General features: G+C 65.8%; 21 protein-coding genes and 2 pseudogenes. 9 read left to right on the top strand and 14 right to left on the bottom strand.

Translation table 11 applies throughout. The annotated features are described in order from the left end of the window. Window positions 1–12: 12 nt before the first annotated feature. The 6 genes from GGQ62_RS01645 to GGQ62_RS01620 form a co-directional block, all read right to left on the bottom strand. Window positions 13–405: a response regulator gene (locus GGQ62_RS01645; RefSeq protein ID WP_152576782.1), complete on the bottom strand. Its 393-nt coding sequence runs from the start codon at window positions 403–405 to the stop codon at window positions 13–15. Beyond that, window positions 402–3,950: a CheR family methyltransferase gene (locus GGQ62_RS01640; RefSeq protein WP_167649431.1), complete on the bottom strand. Its 3,549-nt coding sequence runs from the start codon at window positions 3,948–3,950 to the stop codon at window positions 402–404. The genes GGQ62_RS01645 and GGQ62_RS01640 overlap by 4 nt, the downstream gene beginning before the upstream one ends. 55 nt (window positions 3,951–4,005) lie before the next feature. Continuing rightward, window positions 4,006–5,004 carry a chemotaxis protein CheB gene (locus tag GGQ62_RS01635; RefSeq protein WP_167649430.1) on the bottom strand — a complete coding sequence of 333 codons (999 nt, stop codon included), beginning with the start codon at window positions 5,002–5,004 and terminating at the stop codon, window positions 4,006–4,008. Between the two features lie 55 nt (window positions 5,005–5,059). After that, window positions 5,060–5,725 (bottom strand): HAD family hydrolase, encoded by a 666-nt coding sequence (locus tag GGQ62_RS01630; RefSeq protein ID WP_152576785.1) that lies wholly within the window; start codon window positions 5,723–5,725, stop codon window positions 5,060–5,062. Between the two features lie 61 nt (window positions 5,726–5,786). After that, window positions 5,787–6,449, bottom strand: coding sequence for an outer membrane protein (locus tag GGQ62_RS01625; protein ID WP_167649429.1), 663 nt, complete (start codon window positions 6,447–6,449; stop codon window positions 5,787–5,789). A 153-nt stretch (window positions 6,450–6,602) separates the two neighbouring features. Continuing rightward, window positions 6,603–7,364, bottom strand: coding sequence for a phosphatase PAP2 family protein (locus tag GGQ62_RS01620; RefSeq protein WP_152576787.1), 762 nt, complete (start codon window positions 7,362–7,364; stop codon window positions 6,603–6,605). Between the two features lie 239 nt (window positions 7,365–7,603). Between GGQ62_RS01620 and GGQ62_RS01615 the strand changes: the two genes are divergently transcribed. The 5 genes from GGQ62_RS01615 to GGQ62_RS01595 all read left to right on the top strand — a co-directional run bounded on the left by GGQ62_RS01615 (window position 7,604) and on the right by GGQ62_RS01595 (window position 13,736). Then, window positions 7,604–9,784: a TonB-dependent siderophore receptor gene (locus tag GGQ62_RS01615; protein ID WP_152576788.1), complete on the top strand. Its 2,181-nt coding sequence runs from the start codon at window positions 7,604–7,606 to the stop codon at window positions 9,782–9,784. 29 nt (window positions 9,785–9,813) lie between these two features. Beyond that, window positions 9,814–10,077 carry a hypothetical protein gene (locus GGQ62_RS01610; RefSeq protein WP_243445983.1) on the top strand — a complete coding sequence of 88 codons (264 nt, stop codon included), beginning with the start codon at window positions 9,814–9,816 and terminating at the stop codon, window positions 10,075–10,077. Next, the gene (locus GGQ62_RS01605) at window positions 10,074–11,663 is read left to right on the top strand and encodes a PepSY-associated TM helix domain-containing protein (RefSeq protein ID WP_243446613.1); all 1,590 of its coding nucleotides are present in this window, start codon (window positions 10,074–10,076) and stop codon (window positions 11,661–11,663) included. The genes GGQ62_RS01610 and GGQ62_RS01605 overlap by 4 nt, the downstream gene beginning before the upstream one ends. Further along, window positions 11,660–11,938, top strand: coding sequence for a DUF3325 family protein (locus GGQ62_RS01600; protein WP_152576791.1), 279 nt, complete (start codon window positions 11,660–11,662; stop codon window positions 11,936–11,938). The genes GGQ62_RS01605 and GGQ62_RS01600 overlap by 4 nt, the downstream gene beginning before the upstream one ends. 109 nt (window positions 11,939–12,047) lie before the next feature. Continuing rightward, a complete protein-coding gene (locus GGQ62_RS01595; RefSeq protein ID WP_152576792.1) occupies window positions 12,048–13,736 on the top strand; it encodes an amidohydrolase in 1,689 nt (562 codons plus the stop codon). Between the two features lie 4 nt (window positions 13,737–13,740). Here GGQ62_RS01595 and GGQ62_RS01590 read toward each other — a convergent pair whose 3' ends face one another. From GGQ62_RS01590 to GGQ62_RS01580, 3 genes are read right to left on the bottom strand one after another with little or no spacing between them, the layout of a single operon-like run. Beyond that, the gene (locus GGQ62_RS01590; RefSeq protein ID WP_152576793.1) at window positions 13,741–14,184 is read right to left on the bottom strand and encodes an EF-hand domain-containing protein; all 444 of its coding nucleotides are present in this window, start codon (window positions 14,182–14,184) and stop codon (window positions 13,741–13,743) included. A gap of 48 nt (window positions 14,185–14,232) precedes the next feature. Beyond that, the gene (locus GGQ62_RS01585) at window positions 14,233–14,853 is read right to left on the bottom strand and encodes a squalene/phytoene synthase family protein (protein WP_152576794.1); all 621 of its coding nucleotides are present in this window, start codon (window positions 14,851–14,853) and stop codon (window positions 14,233–14,235) included. Next, a complete protein-coding gene (locus GGQ62_RS01580; protein WP_152576795.1) occupies window positions 14,850–16,094 on the bottom strand; it encodes a serine hydrolase domain-containing protein in 1,245 nt (414 codons plus the stop codon). The genes GGQ62_RS01585 and GGQ62_RS01580 overlap by 4 nt, the downstream gene beginning before the upstream one ends. 70 nt (window positions 16,095–16,164) lie before the next feature. Between GGQ62_RS01580 and greA the strand changes: the two genes are divergently transcribed. After that, on the top strand, window positions 16,165–16,644 hold the full coding sequence (greA, locus tag GGQ62_RS01575) for a transcription elongation factor GreA (RefSeq protein ID WP_152576796.1): 480 nt from the start codon (window positions 16,165–16,167) through the stop codon (window positions 16,642–16,644). Between the two features lie 44 nt (window positions 16,645–16,688). After that, window positions 16,689–17,408 carry an extensin-like domain-containing protein gene (locus GGQ62_RS01570; protein WP_152576797.1) on the top strand — a complete coding sequence of 240 codons (720 nt, stop codon included), beginning with the start codon at window positions 16,689–16,691 and terminating at the stop codon, window positions 17,406–17,408. 5 nt (window positions 17,409–17,413) lie between these two features. On the opposite strand, the gene GGQ62_RS01565 is transcribed toward GGQ62_RS01570, so the two are convergent. Next, window positions 17,414–17,593, bottom strand: coding sequence for a hypothetical protein (locus tag GGQ62_RS01565; RefSeq protein ID WP_152576798.1), 180 nt, complete (start codon window positions 17,591–17,593; stop codon window positions 17,414–17,416). Window positions 17,594–17,644: 51 nt separating this feature from the next. On the opposite strand from GGQ62_RS01565, the gene GGQ62_RS01560 reads away from it, so the two are divergent. Together GGQ62_RS01560 and uvrB are read left to right on the top strand one after the other, a co-directional pair. Continuing rightward, window positions 17,645–18,391 (top strand): cytochrome b/b6 domain-containing protein, encoded by a 747-nt coding sequence (locus GGQ62_RS01560; protein WP_167649428.1) that lies wholly within the window; start codon window positions 17,645–17,647, stop codon window positions 18,389–18,391. 116 nt (window positions 18,392–18,507) lie between these two features. Further along, the gene (gene uvrB / locus GGQ62_RS01555) at window positions 18,508–20,706 is read left to right on the top strand and encodes an excinuclease ABC subunit UvrB (RefSeq protein WP_152576800.1); all 2,199 of its coding nucleotides are present in this window, start codon (window positions 18,508–18,510) and stop codon (window positions 20,704–20,706) included. Between the two features lie 28 nt (window positions 20,707–20,734). Here uvrB and GGQ62_RS01550 read toward each other — a convergent pair whose 3' ends face one another. From GGQ62_RS01550 to tyrS, 4 genes and pseudogenes are all read right to left on the bottom strand, one after another. Further along, window positions 20,735–22,195, bottom strand: coding sequence for a phospholipase D-like domain-containing protein (locus tag GGQ62_RS01550; RefSeq protein WP_152576801.1), 1,461 nt, complete (start codon window positions 22,193–22,195; stop codon window positions 20,735–20,737). 53 nt (window positions 22,196–22,248) lie between these two features. Continuing rightward, window positions 22,249–22,350 (bottom strand): annotated as a pseudogene (locus tag GGQ62_RS16740) (PEPxxWA-CTERM sorting domain-containing protein); the annotation flags it as partial. Between the two features lie 54 nt (window positions 22,351–22,404). Continuing rightward, window positions 22,405–23,178: pseudogene (locus tag GGQ62_RS01545) on the bottom strand (choice-of-anchor A family protein); the annotation flags it as partial. A 188-nt stretch (window positions 23,179–23,366) separates the two neighbouring features. After that, the gene (gene tyrS, locus GGQ62_RS01540) at window positions 23,367–24,566 is read right to left on the bottom strand and encodes a tyrosine--tRNA ligase (protein ID WP_152576802.1); all 1,200 of its coding nucleotides are present in this window, start codon (window positions 24,564–24,566) and stop codon (window positions 23,367–23,369) included. Between the last annotated feature and the right edge of the window lie 32 nt (window positions 24,567–24,598).

Genomic DNA, 24,598 nt, shown 5'->3' with positions numbered 1-24,598 from the left:
CGTGTGCGGTGCTCAGTCCGCCGGCGCAGTGGCCCCGCAATGCGTGAACATCAGCAGCAACTGGCGCTCGAGCTGGTCGCTGGTGTACGGCTTCACCAACCGGCTGTGATTGCGCAGCGCCTCGGGCAGCGAAAGATCGTTGTACCCCGACGCCAGAATGAACGGTCGCGCCCTGGCGGCAAAGATGGCTGCAACCTCATGGCTCGATCCGCCGACGATGTTGATGTCGATCACGGCGCAATCATAATCGTCGCCGCTGGCAGCCGCCATGGCCTCGTCCAGCCGGGCGATCGGCCCGACCATGTCGTGGCCGAGCGCCTCGATCGAAAACTCGATATTCATCGCCACAAGCGGCTCGTCCTCGATGACGAGGACGCGCAGGCGGGGTGGGATGGCCGCAATCAAGTCTCGTCGCCCGGGCGGGGCAGCAAGCTTCCCACCTCCGGCGACAGCGGCAGGGTGATCTGGCAGCGCACGCCCTCGGGCGCGAACGTGCGTTCGACCTTCGCGCCGAGCCCGCGAACAAGGCTCAGCTCGATCAGTTTCGTGCCGAAGCCGCGCCGCGCCGGGGCTGCGACGACAGGCCCGCCATGCTCCTGCCAGACGATGGACAATCGCGATCCGGAATCGTCGGCGGCGGCCGTCCAGTCGATAGCGAGCACGCCTTCCGCGACCGACAGGGCGCCATATTTGGTGGCATTGGTCGTCAATTCATGGACCGCGAGCGCGACGATCAGGCTGGCGTTGGATGTCAGCGATACATCGGGGCCGGTCAGCGTGATATTGCTGTTCTGGACAAAGGGCTCAAGCTCGGTCCGGAACAGTTCGCGCAGCGAACTGGCCACCCCGCCCTGGTCGGCGACGAGATTGTGCGCCCGGGCAATCGCCATGATCCGCCCTTCGATGTCCATCCGGATCGGGTCGGGGACCGATCCGATCCGCAGCGTTTGCGACACGACCGACAAGACCACGGCGAGGATGTTCTTAACGCGATGGTCGAGTTCCGACATCAACATCGCGGCGCGCTCTTCCGCGGCCTTGCGGTCGGCAATATTGCGCGCCACCGCCGATGCGCCGACGATCCGGCCCTTGTCGTCGCAGATCGGCGAAATGGTCAGCGACAGGTGGATGCTGCGATCATCCTTCGTCGTGCGGCTGATGTCGAAGTTGGTCAGCGTTTCGCCATTGCGCAGGCGGGCAAGATAGGCGGGCCATTCGTCGAGCTGCGCCTCGGCGAGCAAGGTGGCCATCGGCTGCCCGATGATCTCGCTGGACGTGTACCCATAGATTTTCTCGGCGCCATGGTTCCAGCTGGTGACCAGGCCGTCGAGGTCATGGCTGATGATGGCATCTTCGGAGGATTCGACGATGGCGGCGAGGTGCGCGCGGGCCTTGTCGAGATGCTTGCGTTCCGAAATATCGACCAGCGTGATCGAAACGCCGTCGATGACGTTGTTGAGCGAACGATAGGGGCGAATGCGCAGCAGGAAGGTCGATTTCCCGTCGTCGGAATCGACCTCGCGCTCGATGGACGTCAAGTCGCGCAGCACGACGCGGGCATCGGCAACCAGTGCATCGCCCGAAATGCGCGACGCGAAATCGGTGATCAAACGCCCTTCGTCACCTTCCTGCACGTTGAACACGTCGGCGACGGCGGGAGTGAAGCGACGAATCCGGAAGTCATTGTCGAGAAACAGGGTCGCCACCGATGTGCTGTCGAAAAGGTTGGCAAGGTCGCTGTTCGAACGCACAAGGCTGTCGGCGCGGTTGTTGAGCTCCGCGTTGACCGTGTGCAATTCCTCGTTGATCGACTGCAGTTCCTCCTTCGACGTTTCCAGTTCCTCGACGGTCGAATGAAGCTCTTCGTTGACTGACTGGAATTCCTCGTTCGAACTTTGCAGTTCCTCGTTGGCGGTTTCCAGTTCCTCGGTCACGACCTGCAACTTCTCGCGAGCGGCGAGCAGTTCGCCATGCGGGACATCGTCGGCGCTTGCGCCGGGACCGGGCGTGCGGCCGGGGGCGGACTGGACGACGTCCTGGAAGGCCAGCAGGACATGACGCGGCCCGGCCGAACCGTCGCCCATCGGTTCGACGATGATGTTGACAAGCTCGGCACGGCCATCGAGTCTGAAGGGCACCTGCTCCTGCACGCGGCTGCCGTCGTCAGCCGCCCGCTTGAGCAATGTCCGCGCCGGCGCGCGCAGGTCCGGGTGCAGCAGGCGGGACAGGTTGAGGCTGGCGCCGCCGCTCATCGGCTCCAGATAGCGCGTCAGGGAACCCGAAAAGCGCAATATCTCGTTCTGGCTGTCGACGATCATATAGGCGGGGGCATAATGCGCCAGGATGCGATTTGCCTCGGCGTCTAGTTCGCTGACAGGGCTGGCGATCGCCCTCGTGTCGGGCGTCATCGCGCGCGCGCGGGCCGGGGGACGCAGCAGCACCGGCGTGGTGTCGATCCTGTCGTAGATCCGGCTGCGCTTGTCGGCGGCCTTGAACAGGCGCGTGCCATTGGCAATCGTTTCCGATGGCCCCAGCCACAGCTTGCCGCCCGCCTTCAACCCGTAATGGAACATCGCAACCACGCGCTGTTGCAACTGTGTCTCGAAATAGATGAGCAGGTTGCGGCACGTGACAAGATCGAGCTTGGAAAACGGCGGGTCCTTGACCAGGTCGTGGGTGGAGAAGACGCACAGGTCGCGGATATGCTTGGCGACGCGATAGCGTTGCCCTTCCTTGACGAAATGATGGTCGAGCCGTTCGCGCGAAATATCGGCCTCGATGATGTCGGGGTACAGGCCCGATCGCGCAAAGGCGATGGCGCGATCATCGACATCGGTGGCGAAGATGACCACCTGGCGCGGCGAATCGAGATAGAGGCACGCTTCCTTGAACAGGATGGCGAGCGAATAGGCCTCCTCCCCCGTCGCGCACCCGGCGACCCAGACGCGGACCGGCAGCGACGGATCGCCCTTGGTCACCAGCTCGGCAATCACGGAGTCTGCCAGCGCCTCGAAAAGATCGGGATCCCGGAAGAAGCGGGTCACGCCGATCAGGATTTCCCGGAACAGCAATTGCGGCTCGTCGGGCAATTGCCGAAGCTGTTCGACATATTCGGACGGCTCGTCGATCCGCAGCACCTGCATCCGGCGCCGCACGCGCCGCAGCATCGTGCTGTTCTTGTACTGGCCGAAATCGCGGCCGAGGCGGCTGTGCAGCACGGCACAGATCGTCACCAGCTGGGCTTCGAGCGCCGGATTCTCGGGCGCGGGCACACCGCCGGGGCTCGCGACCTTGCCGCGATAGGCGATATGTTCCAGCAGCGCCGCCGGCATGGCCTCCACCGGCAGGACATTGTCGACAAAACCGCCGTCGGCGGCGCTCTGCGGCATTCCCAACTTGGCATGATGGTCGAAGGCAGCCTCGCTGAAGGTGATGCCTCCGGCCTCCTTGATCGCGGCGATGCCGATGGTGCCGTCGCTGCCGTAACCGGCAAGGATGATCCCCACGGCATTTTCGCCCTGGTCCTGCGCCAGCGAGACGAGGAACGTGTCCACGGACGACCGGCGCGCCGTCGCCGAGACCGGCTTGGCAATCTGCAAGATGCCGTTTTCGATTTTCAAAATGGCATTGGGCGGAATGACGGTGACGGTATTCGCCTTCGGGACCGTCCCGTCGACGGCCTTTGTTACCGGCATTGTTGTCGCCTCGCCGAGGATATCGGCAAGCGCACTGTCGTGGTCGGGATCGAGGTGCTGGACGAGCACGAACGCCATGCCGCTGTCGGCCGGCATGGCTGCAAAAAAAGCCTGGTAAGCGACAAGGCCGCCAGCCGATGCGCCGATCCCCACGATCAACGGCGGCGCGGTGCGGTCATCAGCGCGAACGGGGTCGGACGGCTGTTCGACAACAGCGACCTCTGTCGGCCCGTCCGGACGCATTGCCTCGTCCATGACTCCGTCCCCTCAAATGCGACAAACCGACCTTGCACCAGATGTTGACAAACACCTATTGCGGACGAAAGTCCATTCTGGACAAACCCGGATGTATCCACGGCCGGGTGATGAGGGCACGAAGCGGTTCGCTTTGCTCGACCGCTTCCTGCGACGCCGCATGCCATGCTTCGCGCTGTGCGGCCCGCTCCGCATCGTCACCGATCTGGACGACCATCTGCCGGCACAGTTCGGCACGCTCGCTCAACGACCGCATTGCCTGCTCGACGAACCGCTCCATGGCGAGAAATTGCGCCGCCAACATCACTTCGGCGGTGTAGACATGCCCGATATGGCAGCTGAACTGGGTCAACCGGCCCAGCTCACTGCGCCGCAAGGCCCCGCCGCAATCCGGACAGGTCACAGCGACCGGCAGATCGTGCGTGAATTCGGCGACCATGGCTTCCTCCTGTCCGTCACTAGCCTGACGGCTTGTCGATCCCGAAGGGATGCTACCTGCCAGCCGGGTCAGGAGATCGCCGATTGCGGATGCCGGGACGATATGGTCGACATCGACATTGGCGATCGCGCTTTGCGGCATGTTGGGGGTCAGGCAATCGGCCGGATCCTGGACGATCGCCGTGCCGCCGCGCCGCTTTATTTCATACAGGCCGGCGGTGCCATCGTTCAGGCCGCCCGTCAGGATGACACCGGCCACGTTCGGGCCGAAACTCCGCGCAGCGCTGCGAAACAGCGGGTCGATCGCCGGGCGTGCCCAATTTTCACGCGGACCCTTGGTCAGCCCGACCCGGCCGTCCGCGATAACCATGTGATGGTCGGGCGGCGCCACATAGATGCGGCCGGCAACGACCTCCTCACCATCCACGCCATGCGCCGCCGGTAGCGCCCCGCTGCGCGACAACAGCCAGGGCAGATCGCTGCGGTGCGCGCCGATGTGGAGGACGACGAAGACGGCGGCGTTGAGATCGGCCGGCAGCGCGGCAACAATCGTGCGAAGCGCGTCGACCCCGCCTGCGGACGCGCCGATTGCAATGATCGCGAATCCGTCGGACATTCCTTCCAAAGCGCTGAGGCCGGCAATAGTTCCACGGGGCCGCTGTTGCAGCCCGCTATTGTCCGAGCACGGAGCCTGCATAGCCAGCCAGCAGCGCCGCGACGTCGTCGTGGATTTCGACCGCGCCCGCCGCGCGCAGCACGTCGTCGGCAAAGCCGCCCGACCGGAGTGCGACCGTCCGGATTCCACACCCGGCTGCGGCTTCCACATCATAGGGTGTGTCGCCGACGACGATCACCTGTTCGGGTTCAACCCCTGCCAGTCGCGCGAGCGCCGTGGCAAAGATGTCGGGTGCCGGCTTGGTGCGTTCGACATCGTCGCTGCTCGTCGTCACCGCGACAAGGTCGCGCGCATCGAGCAGGTCGAGATAATGTTCGACCTCCGATTTCGACGCCGACGAGGCCAGCACGACCGTCTGCCCGAGCCCCTTGGCATGCGCCAGCAACGCGCGCGCCTGCGGGAAGGGCTGCACGGTTTCGAGATACCGCGCCTTGAAGACCGCGCCATGGGCATCGCCGAGCCTCTCGACCGCGGCGTCATCGAGGTCGGGCAACAGGGTCGGCACCAGCATGTCGGTGCCCTTGCCGATCTGGTCATGAACCTGCTGGCGGTCGAACCGGGCACCGATGCCTTCGAAGGCGGCTTCCCAGGCGAGCACATGGAGGTCGTTGCTGTCGACCAGCGTGCCGTCGATATCGAAAAGCACGGCCTTGATCTGCATGGAAACTTCCCAACTGGTCCGATCGCACAGCGCGGCGGCGTTCCCGCCGCCCCCATGCAGGCTAGAAGCTGAGGCGCACGCCGGCTTCGACGGCGTGGATCTTGAGGCCGTTGATGCGGACCGAATTGAACTGGGGGACGTCATTCACCGTCACCCCTGGCGTGGCGAAATATCGGTAACCCAGGGTAAAAGCCGCTTTCTCCGTCAAGGCGACGCCAACCCCTGCCATCAGCTGCCAGGCAAAGCCCGTGCGATCGCCGCTGATCGGGCCGAAGCTGGTGACGGGACCGCCGAACGGCAGCCCGAGAGCCGCGACATTCGACGCGCGGAACCGCGAAATGCCGACGCCGCCGCCGACATAGGGCTGCAGCGGCCCGATGTTGAAGGCCGGATCGAAATAGGCGTTGGCCATGGCGCTCAAGGCGGACGCATTTCCCGTTCCCGGCAGGTCCAGGCCGAAGCCGCTGGCACCTTCGACGCTGCTGCGCCGATAGCTGCCTTCGATTTCGGCGCGGATCGGGCCGATGCCGGTACCGACCGCAAGCGTGAACGCATAGCCGTTGTTCAATTCACCGCTGATGCCGGTATCGGTTTCAAGGCTCTTGGGAAAGGTCAGCGCGCCGGTTGCAGCAACATACGGCGTGGTCTGCGCATTCGCGACAGTTCCGAAACAATATGCCGACACGAGAACAGTCGTTGCACGAACGATATTAGCAGTCATCATTTGCGGATCTCCCATTATGCTGTCGCGTTGTTGATCGAATAAACAACGACAGCATGATCCGGCTGTTCCGGAAATATTTCCGATTGGTCAGAACTGTGTTCGGATTGTCACACGACGCCCCTTGGTTGAAAGACAACCCGGCGGCGCGGCGGATCAGCGCGCGGCGGCGGTCGCCCTCGCGTTCTTGATCGATTCGTCCCGCAGCGCCTTGGGTTCCGGCCCCCAGCCGGCGATGCGCGCGGTCGCCCGCGCCGCGAGCCGACCGCCGAGGCGCAGGTCGTTGAACAGCGTCGCCAACTGGAACAGCAGCACGAACGCGATGACATTGGCAACACCCGGCCGGTGCGAATACAGCGCAGCGACCCTGGCGAGCAGGAACACATCGATCCGCAGCCGCGCCACCAGCCATACCGAGCCAAGCCCGATCAGGGCACCGCCCAGAAGATCGCTGGCGTAGTGCAGGCCCAGGTACAGGCGCGGCAGGCAGACAATCAGCGTCGACCAGGCAAAAGCGAACGCGCCAAGGCCGCGCGACCCGACCCAGATCCCGGCCGAAAGCGCAAAGACCAGGGCCGCGTGGTCGCTGGGGAAGGAACTCCATTCGAACAGCGCCACCGGCGACTGGCCATAGGCATCCACCAGGCCAAGATCGGGATTGTGAAGCGGCCGCGGGCGATACGGTCCCAGGTTCTGCGTGACGCGGGCGATCACGAGCGCGACGCCGCCCCCGGCAACGGCAAGGATCGCGGCCCGCCGCGGTGTATCGCGCCGGAACCAGATGACGACGAGGCACATCACGATCGGCAGCATCTTGTACGTCGGCGCGGAAAACACCTGGGTCATCAGATAATCGAGATAGATCGACCGGTGCGCCAGGCTGTTGGCGGCCTGGGAAATGGCGTCGTCAATCGGCATTCGGCCCGCCCGTCCACACTAAACTATAACACAGCATTAACGGTGTCACAGGTTTGTCACATCATTGCAACGGCGTTCGGCAGCGGCGTCCGGTCGCGGGTGTTGCAACGCGGCACGACGCCCACGCAGCCGGCCCGAGCCGCGACACGCACATAAGCAATTCCACCTATTCTTGATAATGCTAGTGACTCGCAATAACGACCTTGCTAGGGGCTGCCGCACACAGCGGGAGCAATCGAATGCGCACACTCATCGCCATGCTTGCGAGCACGGCCCTCATCACCCCGTTCACGGCCCTTGCCGCCGATGCAGCGATGGACGCCGACATCGTGGTTATCGGCAAAAGCTATGGTCAGCCGGTCGGCAAGACCGTCACCCCGCTCAAGGACGTCCCCAACACGATCACCGTCATCGACCGCGGCCAGATCGAGGCGCAGAACCTCTTCACGCTCGAAGATGCGCTGACCGCGACTCCCGGCATCACCGTCAACGGCGTCGGCAGCGAAGACCCGAGCTTCCTGTCGCGCGGCTTCGCCATCAACAATTACATGATCGACGGTGTCCCCACCCTGTCGCTCGGTTTTCCCGGCGTCGTCCCCGACCTGTTTGCCTATGATCGGCTGGAGGTCTTGCGCGGCCCCGCCGGGCTGTTCAGCGGCTCGGGCAACCCCGCCGGCAGCATCAACCTGGTGCGCAAGCGTCCGCTCGACACGCTGCAGCTGCGCGCCGCAGCCGGCTATGGCAGCTTCGACAATATCCGCGGCGAAATCGACCTGTCGGTTCCCGTCACCGCCAATGCCGCCGTCCGTGTCGGCGCCATGGTCCAGGACCAGGACCAGTTTTTCGACGTCGCCCATCGCAACCGCATCACCGCCTTCGGAGTCGGCAGCGTCGCACTCGGCGAGCGCACCACCCTGACCTTCGGCGCCAATTATGACCGCTTCAAGCCTGCCATCCAGTCCGGCCTGCCCGGCATCATCGGCGGCGCCGATGGCAGCGACGGCCAGTTGCTCGACATCCGGCGATCGACCTTTCTCGGTGCCGACTGGAACCGTTTCCAGTCCGATACCGTCTCCGCCTTTGTCGAGGTCGCCCACCGCGTCAGCGACCGCTGGACCCTGCGCGCCAGCGGCCTTTATACCGATGTCGATCGCATCGACATCTACAGCTACATCGGCAACCAGCCGATCACCCCGACCAACGGCGTGACCAGCCAGATCGCCTATCGCGGCGACACGTACATGACGACGAAGTCGTTCGATTTCAACGGTGTCGGCAGCTTTCCGGCGTTCGGGCGTGAGCAGACCCTGATCTTGGGGGTCGACTATCAGGGCAATTCACAGCGGCAGAACGCCACGCGCCTGTCGAACTTCGCGCGCATCGACGTCTACAACCCGGTGTCGCCCGCCGAACCGCCGCTCGATCCGTTCGGACCGCTGCCGCCGTTCCAGGGCCCGGGCGGACCGGTGACGCAAGTTTATGGCGGCACCACCAGCGATGTCGAGCAATTCGGCCTTTATGGCCAGTTGCGCGTGTCCCCTGTCGCCGGCCTGACCCTTGTCGGTGGCGGCCGGGTGACCTGGTGGGACACCAACAACCAGACCGTGCTGCCGACGCTGCTGCCGCCGACCGGCTATGCGATCAACAACCGCTTCACGCCCTATGCCGGACTGGTCTGGGACGTAACCGACACCCTCAACGTCTATGCCAGCTATGCCGACAGTTTCACGCCGCAGACCTCTGCCCTGCCCCGCGTCGGCGGCGGCGCCATCGCGCCGCTGATCGGCGCGCAATATGAAGCCGGCACCAAGCTGTCGCTGTTCAACGACCGCCTGCTGCTGTCGGCGGCGGCCTACCAGATCACCCAGTCGAACCGGCTGTTCACCGATCCCGACCTGCCCGGCGTCGTCCAGCAGATCGGCAAGGTCCGCGCACGCGGGGTGGAGGCGGAAGCCGCCGGCGAGATCCTGCCCGGGTGGCGGATCAACGGCGGCTATGCCTATATCCAGAACAAGTATCTGGAAGACAGCAACCCGCTGCTCGAAGGCATTTCCTTCGTGCCGGTCATTCCCAGCCATTCGATCAAGGCCTTCACCAACTATGCGCCTGCCGAAGGGGCGCTGGCCGGCGCCAGCCTGGGCGGCGGCGTGACCTGGTTCAGCCCCACTGCCGGCGGCAATGCCGCGGTCTTCAACGCCGATGGCAGCCTGCGTACCCGGTCGACGATCGTGCGACAGGGCAGCTATGCCGTGTTCGACCTGCGCGCCGGCTACAAGGTCAGCGAGCAGATCGCATTGTCGGTCAACGTCAACAACGTCTTCGATCGCACCTATTTTGCGCGGATCAGCAGTACCGGTCGCGGCAATTATTTCGGCAGCCCGCGGACCGTGTTCGCCACTGTCCGGTTCACCTACAAATGACCGCGGCGCGTTCGCGACCCCGGGGGGACATGATCCTGCGGATCATCGCCGCCGTCCCGCTCGGCTATGCGGTCGCCAGCCTGTGGGCGATGGCGCTGGCCCGGTGGCTGCCGGGTGACCCGTCGCAAGTCACCATCGTCGCCACCCTTGCCGCCTTCGCCCTGTGCGCGCTGGCCGCGATGTGGGCGTTCGCCGCGCGCAGCGGCGCGCGCGCGCTATGGACCCTCGCATTGCTGGGCGCGATTGCCGCCGTGCTGACCTGGGTATCGGTCGATGCCACGGGGCGGCTGTGAGCGGCCCCGGCGGCAGCCTGCGCCAATCGCAGTCCTTCCTGCACAGCTGGTCGGGGCTGCTGGTCGGCTGGGTCGTGTTCATCGTCTTCGTCGCCGGCACGATCGCCTTTTACCGCGATGGCCTCAACCGCTGGATGCGCCCCGAACTGGCGCGGGTCGAGGCGCGCGCCCCAGTCATCGCCGGCGCCCAGCGTTTTCTGGCGCACAGGGCGCCCGACGCCAAAAGCTGGTTCATCACCCTGCCCGGCGCTGCGGCCCCCGGCGCCCATCTGTTCTGGCAGCCCGAGCCGATCAAGGGCGAACCGAAACGCCGCCGCGGTCGCCGCGACAACCAGGCGATCATCGGTGCCGATGGCGAACCTGCCGTGGTGCGCGATACGCGCGGCGGGGAATTCTTCTACCGCTTCCATTTCGACCTTCACTACATGCCAGTCATCTGGGCGCGCTGGCTGGTCGGCTTCGCCGCCATGGCGATGCTCGTCGCCATCCTGTCGGGGATTGTCACCCACAAGAAGATCTTCCGCGACTTCTTCACGTTGCGTCGCGGCAAGGGCCAGCGGTCCTGGCTCGATGGCCATAACGCCGCTGCCGTGCTGGCGCTGCCGTTTCACCTGATGATCACCTACACCGGCCTCGTCACGCTCATGGCGATGCTGATGCCCTGGGCGGTCGTTGCCAATTACACCGACGACCAGGCGCTGTTCGACAAATTGTTCCCGGCTGCTGCCGAAACCGAACGCAGCCACCGCGCCGCACCGCTGGTCGACCTCAACCGGCTGGTTGCGGACGCGGAACGGCGCTTCGGCGCCCCTGCCGGGGCGGTTTCGGTCAGCCTGCCCGGCGACGCCGCCGCGCGCGTGACGGTCAGCCAGTCGCCCACCGCCACCCTGTCCGCCCGCACGCCCAGCCTGACCTATGATGGCGTCAGCGGCGCGCTGGTCTGGCAGTCCCCGGCCCCCGGCGCCGCAGTCGTCACCGCCGGGGCCATGGTCGGCCTGCACGCCGGCCGCTTTGCCGGCGACGGGCTGCGGCTGGTCTATTTCCTCTGCGGCGTCGCCGGCTCGGTGATGATCGGCAGCGGGCTGGTGTTGTGGACGGTAAAGCGCCGCGTGAAGCTGCCCGATCCGGCACGACCGCACTTCGGTTTCCGGCTCGTCGAATGGCTCAACATCGCCGTCGTCGGTGGTTTTCCTTTGGGCATCGCCGCCTTTTTCTGGGCAAACCGGCTGCTGCCGCTTGGGATGAAGGGCCGCGCCGAATGGGAGGTGCACTGGCTGTTCCTTGCCTGGGCGGCGGCGCTTCTCATCGCTGCCCTGCGCCGACCCGCCACCGCCTGGACCTGGGTGCTCGGCACCACCGGCGTGCTGCTCATCACTCTGCCGCTCTATGGCGTGGCGATGACCGATTTCGGTCTGGCCGCGGCGCTTGGCAAGGGCGACGGGATGATGGCCGGCATCGACATCGCATTGCTGCTGTTCGGACTGGGCTATCTCGCGCTGGCACGGCGTGTCGGCCGTCACCGGGCCCTGCCGCCGCGCCGGCGCGATCGCTCGGTGCCGACGCTCGAACTGGATGCTGCGGAATGATCATGCTCTGCCTTCTCGCCGCTTTTGCGGGCTTTGCCCTGCTCGGCCTGGCCGACCCCGAACATTACCGTCGACGCATCGGGCCACCCTTGCCGCGCCGCATACTGCGGTTGCGCATCGCGGGATGGGCGGCGCTGGCGGCTGCGCTGCCGCTCGCAATCGTGGCAGAAGGTTTGGTGTTCGGCCCCATTGTCTGGTGCGGCACGCTGATGCTTGCCGCCGGCTGCGTCTGGCTGGGGCTCAATCTGCTCCCCGTACGCCAGCGACGCCGCTGAACTGGCAGGATGACAGCGCCGCCACAATCGGTTTAGCGTCGCGCATCGATGGCGCGGGGGGGCCTGTCCGTAGCGATCGACGATATCCCGCGGCCCGGAAAGCAGTGGCATGACCTTCGATCCGACGCGCCGGCAGATTCTGGGGGCCGCCGCCACGCTTGCCGCTACCCCGGCCGCGGCGCGCGCAGGGGACGACGCCGATCTCGTCGTCACCAATGCCAAGGTCTATACGGTCGATGACCGGCAACCGACCGCCGGGGCCTTTGTCGTTCGCGGCGGCCGCTTCGCCCATGTCGGCGACAATGAATCGGCCCTGGCATTCGCCGGGCCGCGCACCCGGCGCTTCGACGCCAAGGGCATGACCATCGTCCCCGGTTTCATCGATTGCCACAACCATGCCCGCGGCGAGGTGCTGGTTTACGACGTGCTCGTCGGCAACCCCTATGTCGTCGAGTTCGTCACCATCCAGTCGATCATCGACAAGCTGACGGCGCGTGCCGCCGCCGTTCCTGCCGGCACCTGGGTCGAAGGCTTCTTTCACGACGACACCAAGATCAAGGATGGCCGTCCGCCGACCCGCCATGATCTCGACAAGGTCAGCACGCGCCACCCCGTCGTGGTCTTCCACCGCGGCGGCCACACCAGCTTCTACAACAGCAAGGCGCTGGAAATGGCGGGCATTACCGCCACCACGCCCGACCCGTTCGGTGGCACGTTCGATCGCGATGCCGGCGGGCAGCTGAACGGCCGCGTGACCGATCGCGCGCGCGCCGTTTTTGCCAAGGTCGGCGATCGGCCAAAATACAGCCAGAGCCAGATCGAGGACCGTAGTCGCGCCGGCATGGCCTTTATTTCCAAGAAGTTCGCCGAATATGGCCTGACCGGAGTCCACCACCAGGGCGGCGACCTTGCGGCCATGCAGGCGATCCGTGCCAAGGGCGAGCTGCTGCACCGCATCAGCTTCGAAACCAGCGGCGCGATGCTCGATGCGATGCTCGCCAACGGCATCATGACCGGGCTGGGCGACGAATGGATCAAGTTCGGCGCCACCTCCGAACACACGATCGACGGGTCATTTTCGGAACGCACCATGGCGATCAGCACGCCCTACCCCGGCAGCAACCCGCCCTATTTCGGCAATATCACCGAAACCCAGGAGGTGCTCGACGCCTGGGTCGAAAAGGTCCACCGCCACGGCGTCCAGGCCAACATCCACGCCAATGGCGATGTCGTCATCGACATGGCGCTGAAGGCGTTCGAACGCGCCCAGCGACTGGCGCCGATGCGCGACACCCGCCCCAAGATCACCCATTGCACGCTGATCAATCCCGACCTCGTCCGCCGTATCAAGGCGCTCGGCGCGATCCCGGCGCCCTTCACCAGCTATGCCTATTACAATGCCGACAAGTTCGGCTTTTATGGGCCTGCGATGATGAAGAACTGCATGGCGTTTCGCAGCTTCCTCGATGCCGGCATCCCCGTTTGCGCCGGGTCGGATTTCAGCCCCGGACCGTTCGCGCCGCTGATGGGCATCCAGGGCATGGTCACCCGCCGCGGCTGGAACGGCGAAGTCTGGGGTGAAAATCAGCGCGTCACCGTCGCCGAAGCGCTGCGGATCAATTCGCTCAACGGCGCCCATGCCTCGCACGAGGAGCATATCAAGGGGTCGATCACCGCGGGCAAGCTCGCCGATTATGTCGTCCTCGCCGACGATCCGCACACGATCGACCCGGAAAAGATCAAGGACATCAAGATCGTGCAGACCGTGACCGGCGGCAATACGGTTTACGCGGCCTGACTGTTCAGGGGCTGCACTGGCACGCCGGCGCCGCGCGCCGCTTCGCCGCCGTCGTCGCGAATTCGTCGGCATCCAGATTGCCGTCGCCGTCGCGGTCGGCCTTGCCGAACTTCTTCACGGTCGCCACCGCATATTCCTCGAACGCCAGCCGGCCATCGCCGTTGGTGTCGAGCCGGGCAAAGGCCTTGCGCCGCGACGCCAGATACTCGTCGCGGCTAACCTCGGCATCCCGGTTCTTGTCGTAGCGCGCAAAGCGCCGCGCCTCGCGGTCGGCCGGCGTGACATCGGACACCGGCGCCACCAATGCGCCGTCCTCGGCTTCACTTTCGGCAGGCGCTGCCGCCGGCGCGGCCTCGGTCGCGACGGCCACCGGTCGGTCGCGGGTCCACAGAAACCCCGCCGCGATCAGCGACACCAGCGCCACTGCCAACGCCAGGAACCGCCGCATTGCCCCGCCTTTCACCCCCACAGCGCCCCGCCGCTCACCCTGCCGCCTTCACAACCCCAACGCAATCGCCTTCAGCAACAGCCATTGGCGCGCCAGACTTCCCCGCATTTCGGCCGGTTTCCCGGCGCGCGCCCGGGCTGCATCGCGCGCCGACAAGCGCGCCAGCCCCAGCAACGGCCGCAACAGCGCCGGGACCCGCGGCAATGCCGAATCGTCACCCAGCGTCCACGCCGTTCCCAAACGCGCGCCCAGTGCCGGGTCACCGCCCAGCAGCGTCGCTGCCCAGCCGAACAGCGCCGCCCCGCCTGCCACATGCGCCGCCGGCACCGCCGCGCTGTCGATCATCTCCAGCCAGCGATCCTCGATCGTCGCCAGCGCCTTGCCGCCGATACCGCGCGGCAGCACCGCCGACGCCGTCAGCTGCAGCAGCGGCTGCGCCGGCACCACGCCGTCGTCCAGCCCTTCGAGCGCCTCGCGCCACCACGCCAGCCGGATCGCGCCGATCATGGGGTCGGTGGTCCCGGCGACGACATGCGCCATCTCCAGATCGAGACCATGGAGCGCAAACAGCGCCGGCCGCACCGGCTCGGGCGCATAGAGGATGCTCAGATAGCGGTCGCGGTCGCGCTGCCGCACCTCCGCCATGACGATGTCGATCGGGCCCGTCACCGCCGCGTCGGCGTTGCCGCCAGCGACGCCAATATCGCTTCCTCCACGGCCGGGAACGCCGAAACATGGGCCGGCTTCGTCGGATCGTCGCGCGACCCGGTCAGCGCATAGACCAGCACCCGCTGGCCGGCCGTGTCCACCCACAGCCCCGCCAGCAGGCCATAGGCTTCCCCCAGATGCCCCCACCAGCGCGCGCCCGGGACCGGGCTGTCATGGCCGCCGGTCAGGCACTGCAGGCCGGGGCCATAGCACCGCATCTGCCCTGCATAATCATTGTCCTGCGGCCGGTCGCTGGCCTGCCACACCGGCGTCATCAGCGTCGCCACCGACGCCGGCGAAAGCAGCCGCACGCCATCGACCTTGCCGCCGCCGAGCAGCATCCGGCCGATCTTGGCCAATCCCAGGGCCGAAATGCGTAGGCCCCCCTGCGGGCTGAACAGCGCGCCGTTGGTGCCGGGCACATAGGCCGCCAGGTCACAGCCCGCGTCGCTGCGCACCGGACAATCCGGCCGCACTCCGCGCATATCATCGACCTGCGCCACCCAGGGGCCATCGGGGTCGATCGCCGTTTCGTCCTTGCCGGTGCGATATAGCGCCGCCGCCGCGCCGATCGCGGCGTCGCTCGCGCCGCTCCAATTATAGCCGCCATCGATATCCAGCGGCGCCAGCACCAGCCGCGTCATCAACCGGTCGAATCGCTCACTGGTCGCGGCCTCCATCACCGTCGCGACGATGCCATAGTTGAGGTTGGCATAGGCGAAGCGCCCGCCCGGCGCCGCTGGCGACCAGTGGCCGTTCGCCATCGCATCGCGCAGCGTCACCCCCAGCGGCAACACATAGCCCGGCCCGTCGACAATGCCGGCGGTGTGCGACAACAGCTGCCGCAACGTCACCGGCGCGTCGGGAAATGCCGGGTTGCGCAGCGGCCAGCCAAGCCAGCGCGACACATCGCTGTCGAGGTCGAGCGTGCCCGCCTCCACCAGCCGCAGGACGCCGATGGCGACGACGGCCTTGGAGACCGATGCCACCCGAAACGGCGTTGCGACGGTTATCGGGCGTGGCGGGTCGATCGTCGCCGCGCCATAGGCTTCGCTGCGCACGATCCCCTTGCCGTCCGCCACCACCACGACCAGTCCGGCCAGCCCCCGCGTCGCCGCCGTGTGGCCCGCGACCAGATCGTCGAGCGGCGCCGCAGCCGCGGGACCAGCGAACAGAAACGCGAGGGCAAGCATCCGGATCATCCCGCTCGCCTAGCCGCGGCCCGCACCGCCGGCAATTGCACTTGCGCTGCCGGCACCACATATCTTGCTCATGAGTGTAGCCTTCACCAAGGAATCCGACGCCGAAGCCGTCGCCGCCGACCTGCCCGACCGGCCGGTGCCGGCGCACGCCAACCTCGTCACCGCCGCCGGCCTCGCCCAGATCGATGCCGAGCTTGCTGTCGCCCGCGCGGCCTATGATGCCGCCCGCGCCGCCGACGCCATCAGCGCCGATCGCAGCGCCATGGCGCGCGCCACCCGCGACATGCGCTATTGGTCCGCCCGCCGCGCCAGCGCGCAGCTGGTCGAGGCGCAGGCCACCGACGGCACCATCGCCTTCGGCCATCGAGTCACCTTCGAACGCCCCGATGGTCGCCGCCAGACCTATGCCATCGTCGGCGATGACGAGGCCGATCCGGCGCACGGCAGCGTTTCCTATGTCTCGCCGCTCGCCCGCGCCATGATCGGCAAGCAGGTGGGCGAAGTCTTCGGCATCGCCGGCGACGAGGTCGAGATCATCGCGGTCGCGTAAAAGGGTCGCAGCACCCATTCGGGCGCCCGTGCGTTGCGCCCGGGATGCACGTTCCCCGCCTTGTTCCGCTCATCATCGTGATGGCGCTCGCCCTCGTCGCCTTCATCACCATCCGCGACCAGCAGCGCCGGCATCCCGAGCGCCTGCCCTGGACGCCGCTGTCGCTGCTGGCGCCCATCGGTCCGTTCACCGGCACCAAGCTGGCACAATTGGCCGACGATGCACCGCAGTGCCGGCAGCTGCTCGCCCAGGCTGGCGTCGCCTTCACACCCTTCCCGCCCGTTTCCGGCCCGCAATGCGGCTATGCCGATGGCGTGACACTCGACACGGGCGGCAGCCTGGCGACGCGCTGGCAGCCCGCCCCGCTTACTGTCGCCTGTCCGGTGGCGGCAGCGCTGTTTGTCTGGGAACGCGAAATCGTGCGGCCGGCGGCGCTGCGCCACTTCGGCAAGCCGCTCGATCGCATCGAGCATTTCGGCAGCTTCAATTGCCGCCGGATCGCCGGCAGCGCCAACTGGAGCGAGCACGCGACCGCCGACGCCATCGACATCGCCGGCTTCCGCCTGGAGGGTGGCCGCCGCGTTCGTGTGCTGGGGGACTGGAACGGCACGCCGGAGGAGCAGGCCTTTCTGCGCGAAATCCGGGATGGCGCCTGCGAGGTTTTCGCCACGACATTGTCACCCGACTATAATGCCGCCCATGCCGACCATTTCCACCTCGACCAGGCAGCGCGCGGCATGCGCGGCGGCAGTTTCTGCCGCTAGCGACGTCAGCGCAGCGCGGCGATCCCCAGCCCGTCGGCCTTGGCGCGCGCCTTGACCGATTCCTCGCTGCGCGTCAGCGCCTTGGCGATCGCGCGCAGCGGCATGCCCTTTTTGGCGAGCGTATGCAGTTTCTGCACCTCGTCGGTGGTCCAGGCCTGTTTGTGGCGTTCGAAGCGTTCGGCCATCGTGCAACTCCGGGCTTGCCAATCGCTTCGCTGTCGGCTGCAAAGCGAGCCATGACAAGCTTCTATCTCGGCCTCGCACTCATCATCGCCCTCACCATCAACGCCCGCTACGCCGTGGTGCGGGCATTGGGCAGCCTGGCGGCCGCCACGGCGATGGGCTTTCTGGCCTGGTCGGTGGTGCTTGCCAATACCGATGGCACCTTCGCCCGCGTGCCGGCCGGCGACAACACGCCGCTGCTGCTCAACATCGAAGCGGCACTGATCGGCCTTGGCGCCATCATGCTGCTGCTCAGCATCCCGCGCCAGTTCCGCCGCACCGACGCGACCCTGCCCTGGCGCAACACGCTGACCGCCTATGGCCAGATTACCCGCGGGCTGCACTGGGGCAGCGCCACTTTGGTCATCGCCGCCTTCACCATCGGCCAGTTTGTCAGTATCCTCGCCGACGATGCGCCCGAACGCGCCGAATTCCTGGCCACCCATATGGCGATCGGCGGCGCGATCTTCCTGCTCACCTTCGCCCGCATGTTCGAACGGCTGGTGCGGCCGTCGCCGCCGACCAGCCTGCCGGCACATGGCGGGCATTTTCTGCTTTATGCGCTGCTGATCGCGACGTCGGTCACCGGCCTTGCCCTGGCGACTGCCCCTGTCCCGCTGCTCGGCCTGTCGCTGCCGAACCTGCCCGCCAACCCGCTTGCCGAGCCGCTGCACCGGCTGGTCCTGCCGCTGATCCTGCTGCTGCTGTTCGCCGCGCACCTGGTCGGCGCCATCAAGGCCATTCGCCGCATGGCGCGCTGAACCAGGGCGCCGATGCAGGGCAACGGAGTGACCCCGCCGCCAAGCGCATTACGCCCGACCCCGCATGCAAAACACAGCCTCTGGAACAAAAGGCGACCTCGTCCCATATTAGGGACATGGCCATTCAGATTCGCACCAACCTTGCCGAGCCGGAGACGGCGGAGAATTTCGTGCCGCACCGGCCGGCGCGGCCGGAAAAGTCCGAGGGCGGCCGGCGGTTCGAGATCGTATCTGACTATGTCCCGGCCGGCGACCAGCCCACCGCCATCGCCGAACTCGTCGGCCAGGCCAATCAGGGGGAGCGTGACCAGGTGCTCCTGGGCGTCACCGGATCGGGCAAGACCTATACCGTCGCCAAGGTCATCGAGGCCGTCCAGCGTCCGGCACTGATCCTAGCCCCCAACAAGATCCTGGCAGCGCAGCTGTACGGGGAAATGAAGAGCTTCTTTCCCAACAATGCCGTCGAGTATTTCGTCAGCTATTATGATTATTACCAGCCCGAAGCCTATGTGCCGCGTTCCGACACTTATATCGAAAAGGAAAGCTCGGTAAACGAGGCCATCGACCGGATGCGCCACTCGGCGACCCGCTCGCTGCTGGAACGCGACGACGTCATCATCGTCGCCTCGGTCAGCTGCATCTATGGTATCGGCTCGGTGGAAACCTATTCGGCAATGACCTTCACGCTGAAGAAAGGCGACACCGCCGACAGCCGCGAGATCATCCGCAAGCTCGTCGCGCTTCAGTACAAGCGCAACGACGCCGGCTTCGCGCGCGGCAACTTCCGCGTCCGCGGCGACAATCTGGAAGTGTTTCCGTCGCACTATGAAGACAGCGCCTGGCGCATCAGCTTCTTCGGCGACGAAATCGAGAGCATCACCGAGTTCGATCCGCTCACCGGGCAATCGGTGGCCAAGCTCGACTATGTCAAAATCTACGCCAACAGCCATTATGTGACCCCGGGCCCGACGCTGAAACAGGCGTCCGAGGCGATCAAATTCGAGATGACGGAGCGGCTCAAGGAGCTCAACGCCGAGGGCAAGCTGCTCGAAGCGCAGCGGCTCGAGCAGCGTACCAACTTCGATCTCGAGATGATCGCCGCCACCGGCAGCTGCGCCGGGATCGAGAATTACAGCCGCTTCCTCACCGGCCGCCTGCCCGGCGAGCCGCCGCCGACCCTGTTCGAATATCTCCCCGAAAACGCCATGCTGTTCGTCGATGAAAGTCACGTCACCGTGGGGCAGATCGGCGCCATGGCCAAGGGCGACCACCGCCGCAAGCTGACCCTTGCCGAATATGGCTTCCGCCTGCCGTCGTGTATCGACAATCGCCCGCTGCGTTTCGCCGAATGGGAGGCGATGCGCCCGCAGACGGTGTTCGTGTCAGCGACTCCCGGCACTTGGGAAATGGACAAGACCGGCGGCGTCTTCACCGAACAGGTTATCCGGCCCACCGGCCTTGTCGACCCGCCGATCGAGATCAAACCGGTGGAGGACCAGGTCGAGGACCTGATCGCCGAAGCCAAGAAGGTCGCCGCCGCCGGCTATCGCACCCTGGTGACGACGCTGACCAAGCGCATGGCCGAGGATCTGACCGAATTCCTCCACGAGGCCGGGCTGCGCGTCCGCTATATGCACAGCGACGTCGAAACGCTGGAACGCATCGAGCTGATCCGCGACCTGCGGCTGGGGGTCTATGACGTCCTTGTTGGGATCAACCTGCTGCGCGAAGGCCTCGACATTCCCGAATGCGGGCTGGTGGCGATCCTCGACGCCGACAAGGAGGGTTTTCTCCGTTCTGAGACCAGCCTTATCCAGACGATCGGCCGCGCGGCGCGCAACGTCGATGGCCGGGTCATCCTCTATGCCGACCATATCACCGGCAGCATGGAGCGCGCGATGCGCGAGACCGACCGCCGGCGCACCCGGCAGGAGGCCTATAATATCGAGCATGGCATCACCCCGGCGACGATCAAACGCGATATTTCCGACGTGCTGGCGGACGTGTCGCAGCGCGACGGACTGATCGTCGATACCGGCGACAGCGAGACCCCCAATCTCGTCGGCCACAACCTCAAGGCCTATATTGCCGACCTCGAAAAGCAGATGCAGACGGCGGCCGCCGATCTGGAATTCGAAACTGCCGCTGCCATCCGCGACCAGATCCGGCGGCTGGAGATGGACGAACTCGGCATCCCGGACGCGGACCGTGTCGCTCCGATCAAGGGTCGCAGCATGGGCGGCGCGCCGGGAACCCGCACGACACGGTTCGAGAAAATGAAGAAAAAGGCGAGCTTCGGGAAGCGGCGCGCCTAGCGTTGCCGTTTCGGGAAGGCGCCTGCGTCTATTTTCCAAACCAGTGGATGTTGCGGAACAGCCCGCGGTCCGACAGGCTTTCGAACATCTCGTCCGGGCCTTCCGGGTCGAGCACTTCATTGTCCGCGAGCCACTTCTTGGTTTCGGACAGATCCGGAACCACATAGTCGCGCACCCGGTCGCGTCCGGCGCGCAACCGGTCGATCGCCGTGATCAGCCGCTCGTTCGCCAGTGCCGCGGTGACGATTTCCGCCGGGCAGTCGAGATGTTCGGCGATCAGGCCATCGCGAATGGCGGCGATGGTCGCGGAACAGCCTTCGTTGCCGGGCAGCGTCGCATCGATGACGATGTCGCATTCGGTATCGAGCCGCATCGAGCGGTTGTTGAAATTCGACGACCCGACCTTGATCATGAAATCGTCGACAATCATGATCTTGGCATGGACGTAGATCGGCTCGCCGCCGTCCGTATAGACATGGAACATGCGCAGCCGGCCGTGCGGATCGCGCGACTTCAACGCCTCGTAGATCCGCGCCCGCGCCGAATCCATGGCGATCGGCTCCAGCCAGCCCTCGGCGGTCAGCGGATTGATGATGACCACATCGGGGCCGTCCGGCTCCTCCAGCCGCCGTACCAGCGCCTCGGCGACGCGGCGCGAGGCGAAATACTGGCTTTCGGCATAGATGCTGCGCCGCGCCCGCGCGATCATGTCGAGATACAGCCGCTCGATCTCGCGCGTCGGCGCCCAATCCGGCATCTCGGGTTCCGACCGGGCAATGGCGATGGTGACGTCGGGAAAATCGACCGGCAGGCCGCGCGGCCAGCAGTCGCTGCCGCCGACGACCGGCACCAGGCGCGTGCCGCCGGCGCGTTCCCACCGCGTCCGGCACAGGTCCGCCAACGCGGCGGCGGCGGGCCCTTCGATCGCGCTGGTCGCATCATGCCATGGCTTGGTGGGTTCGCCGCCGGGCCCGATCCGGCCCTTGTCATCGTCCTGGTGCTGGCGCGTATCCCAGCGGCCGGCGGTCATGTCGATGCCGCCGCAAAAGGCGAAGCAGTCATCGATGACGACGATTTTCTGATGGTGCGACGAGCCGGTCGGGTGCGCACTGTCGAGCCGCACCTCGACGCGCGGGTGCATCATCCACTGGGCGAGCTTGACGACCGTGTTGCCGCGCGTGATCGACTTGATCGCGCCGAAACCCCAGCGCAGCACGAAAATCTCCAGCCCCGGGGTCCGGTCGACCAGCCACAGGATGAAATCGCCCACGGTTGCCGGCCCACCATCGGGTGCCGGATCACCCAGATTGATCCGGGCATCGAAATCCCAGCCGACCAGCATGATGCGGTGCCGGGCCTGCACCATCGCCGCCCGCGCGCGGTTGAAATAGTCATCCGCGTCGATGACGACGGAGGCGTTGTTGCCCGGCACGATGCGCCAGCAGTTGCGGCCGGTTTCCAGGGCGCCGACGATCGGGGGATGGTCCATGCCACCCTCCTACAATGCGGCACGGCCCCGCGCCAAGACCGTGCCCATCGGATTTACGCGACGACGAAGACCGTCCGGCGCCGCCGCATTGCACTGCCGACCATCCCGAACCCGGTGATCAGCATGGCCCAGGTCGCAGGTTCCGGCACGGCGCCCGCGGCATAGTCGGCGACTTCGAAACGACCGTCGCCGCCGATGGTGGCGCCGCCGCTCGTGTAGTTGCGCGCCACGACGCTGCCGCCGATCAGGCCGCCCTGCTGGACGACATTGGCGAGCGGTGCCAGGATCGAGCCCGCAAGAGTGACGCCGTTCAAACCGACGCTCTGCGCATCGACGAAGTTGAAGGTGACATCGGACACGGCATAGTTGCCGCGATCAAAGCTGAAATAGCCGCCAAATGTGCTGCCGGATACATTGATGATCGCCTTCGATCCGGCGGTGCCGATCAGACGCAGCGCATAGATGCCGCCCAGGTCACCGGTGGTAACGGAAAAGACGTCCGTTCCGACACCGGTTCCACCGGTCAACGCGGCCGAACCCCATTGCGAACTAAAGCTGCCGGTCGCGGCCGTGCTGCCATAGCTTGCCGAAAGCCCGAGCAGGCCGGCATTGGTGCGGGCAAAGTCAAGCGCGTTGCCCTGGACAAAGCTGCCATTGGGCGTCGAAGCCTGGGTATATTGGCCACTGGCATTGCCGGCGCCGTAGACGACGTTGCCGTGCGACAACGAGGCGTTGTCATACTGGACGGTTCCGCCGACTGCCACCACGGCCGTCCCGTTGCGATCGGACCCGAGATTGGCGCCGATCGTCGCCGAGGTGATATGGGCATCGCCTGCGACAGCGACGGCACCGCCGATGCGCGAACCGCCCTGCTCGTTGTAATTGCCCAATGTGTAGAGGGCGTAATCCAGCGGAATCGCCGCCTGGGCGGGCTGCACTGCGATGATACTGACGATTGCTGCGCCGAGAAGACGTGACGACATGACTTTGCTCCATGAAAGACGGAGCATGCGACGATCGCATGCCCTGGCTTGGAGAACGCCCGCACGTTCTTTACCTTGCTCTGCTTCCCGATATGGAGTGTGTCACTCCCGTTACAAGGGCCAATTTGGTTAACGCACGAATCGTGCCGAAATAATTGTTCGGCAACGCATTTGTTACGGTTCAAGCCCTATCGAAGGTCGATGATGCCGTGGCGTTTCTTGCCGGCGCTGATCCGGGAACCCGCAGAAACGAGTTCGGCGTCGTTCGTCACCGGCGCACCGTCGATGCGGGCACCGCCACCGGCCACCAGCCGGCGTGCCTCGCCCTTCGAGGCCGCAAACCCCAACCCGATCAGCGCATCGAGGATCGAAACCGGCGCATCGATGGCGAACCTTGGGAGATCATCCCCTGCCCCGCCGGCAAATGTCGCGGCCGCGGTCGCGGCGGCGGCCTCTGCCGCCGGACGTCCACGGCAAAGCGCCGTTGCTTCGGTGGCGAGCACGACCTTGGCGGCGTTGATATCGCCGGCCAGGACCTCCTCGATGGCGCCAAGTTCCAGATCGGTGTAGATTTTCAGGAACCGCGCCACATCGGCATCATGGGTGTTGCGCCAGAACTGCCAGTAATCGAACCCGGGGAGCGAATCCTCGTGCAGCCAGACGGCGCCGGCGGCGGTCTTGCCCATCTTCGCACCATCGGCGCGGGTGATCAGCGGCGTTGTCAGCCCAAAGGCGTCACGGCCGTCGACCCGGCGGATCAGGTCCGTGCCGTTGACGATATTGCCCCATTGGTCGCTGCCGCCCATCTGCAATATGCAACCAAATCGGCGATTCAGCTCGAGGTAATCATAACCCTGCAGGATCATGTAGTTGAATTCGAGAAAGCTCAGCGGCTGTTCGCGGTCGAGACGCAGCTTGACGGAATCGAAGCTGAGCATCCGGTTGACCGAGAAGTGCCGGCCGATTTCGCGCAGGAAGGGAATATAGGCGAGGCCCGACAACCATTCGTCATTGTCGACCATGATCGCCGCGTTGGGTCCGTCGAAATCGAGAAAGCGCTCGAAAATGCGCCGGATCGACGCCTTGTTGGCCTCGATGCGCGCATCGTCGAGCATCTGCCGGCCCTCGTCCTTCCCCGAAGGGTCGCCGACCTTGGTGGTGCCGCCGCCCATCAGCACGATCGGCCGGTGCCCCGACTGCTGGAAGTGCCGCAGCATCATGATCGAGACGAGGTTGCCGATGTGCAGGCTCGGTGCCGTGCAGTCATAGCCGACATAGGCGGTGACCACGCCCGCCGACGCCGCCGCGTCGAGTGCCGCGGGGTCGGTAATCTGGTGGATGAAGCCGCGCGTATCGAGCCGGCGAAGGAAATCGGATGTGTAAGCCATGGTGATGCCCCCATAACCAAGCCGACCGCGTC

The sequence above is a fragment of the Polymorphobacter fuscus genome, assembly GCF_011927825.1.
GTDB classification, from domain to species: Bacteria; Pseudomonadota; Alphaproteobacteria; order Sphingomonadales; family Sphingomonadaceae; genus Sandarakinorhabdus; species Sandarakinorhabdus fusca.
The sequence above is the reverse complement of the archived record's forward strand: the minus strand, read 5'-3'. Positions and strand labels throughout refer to the sequence as shown.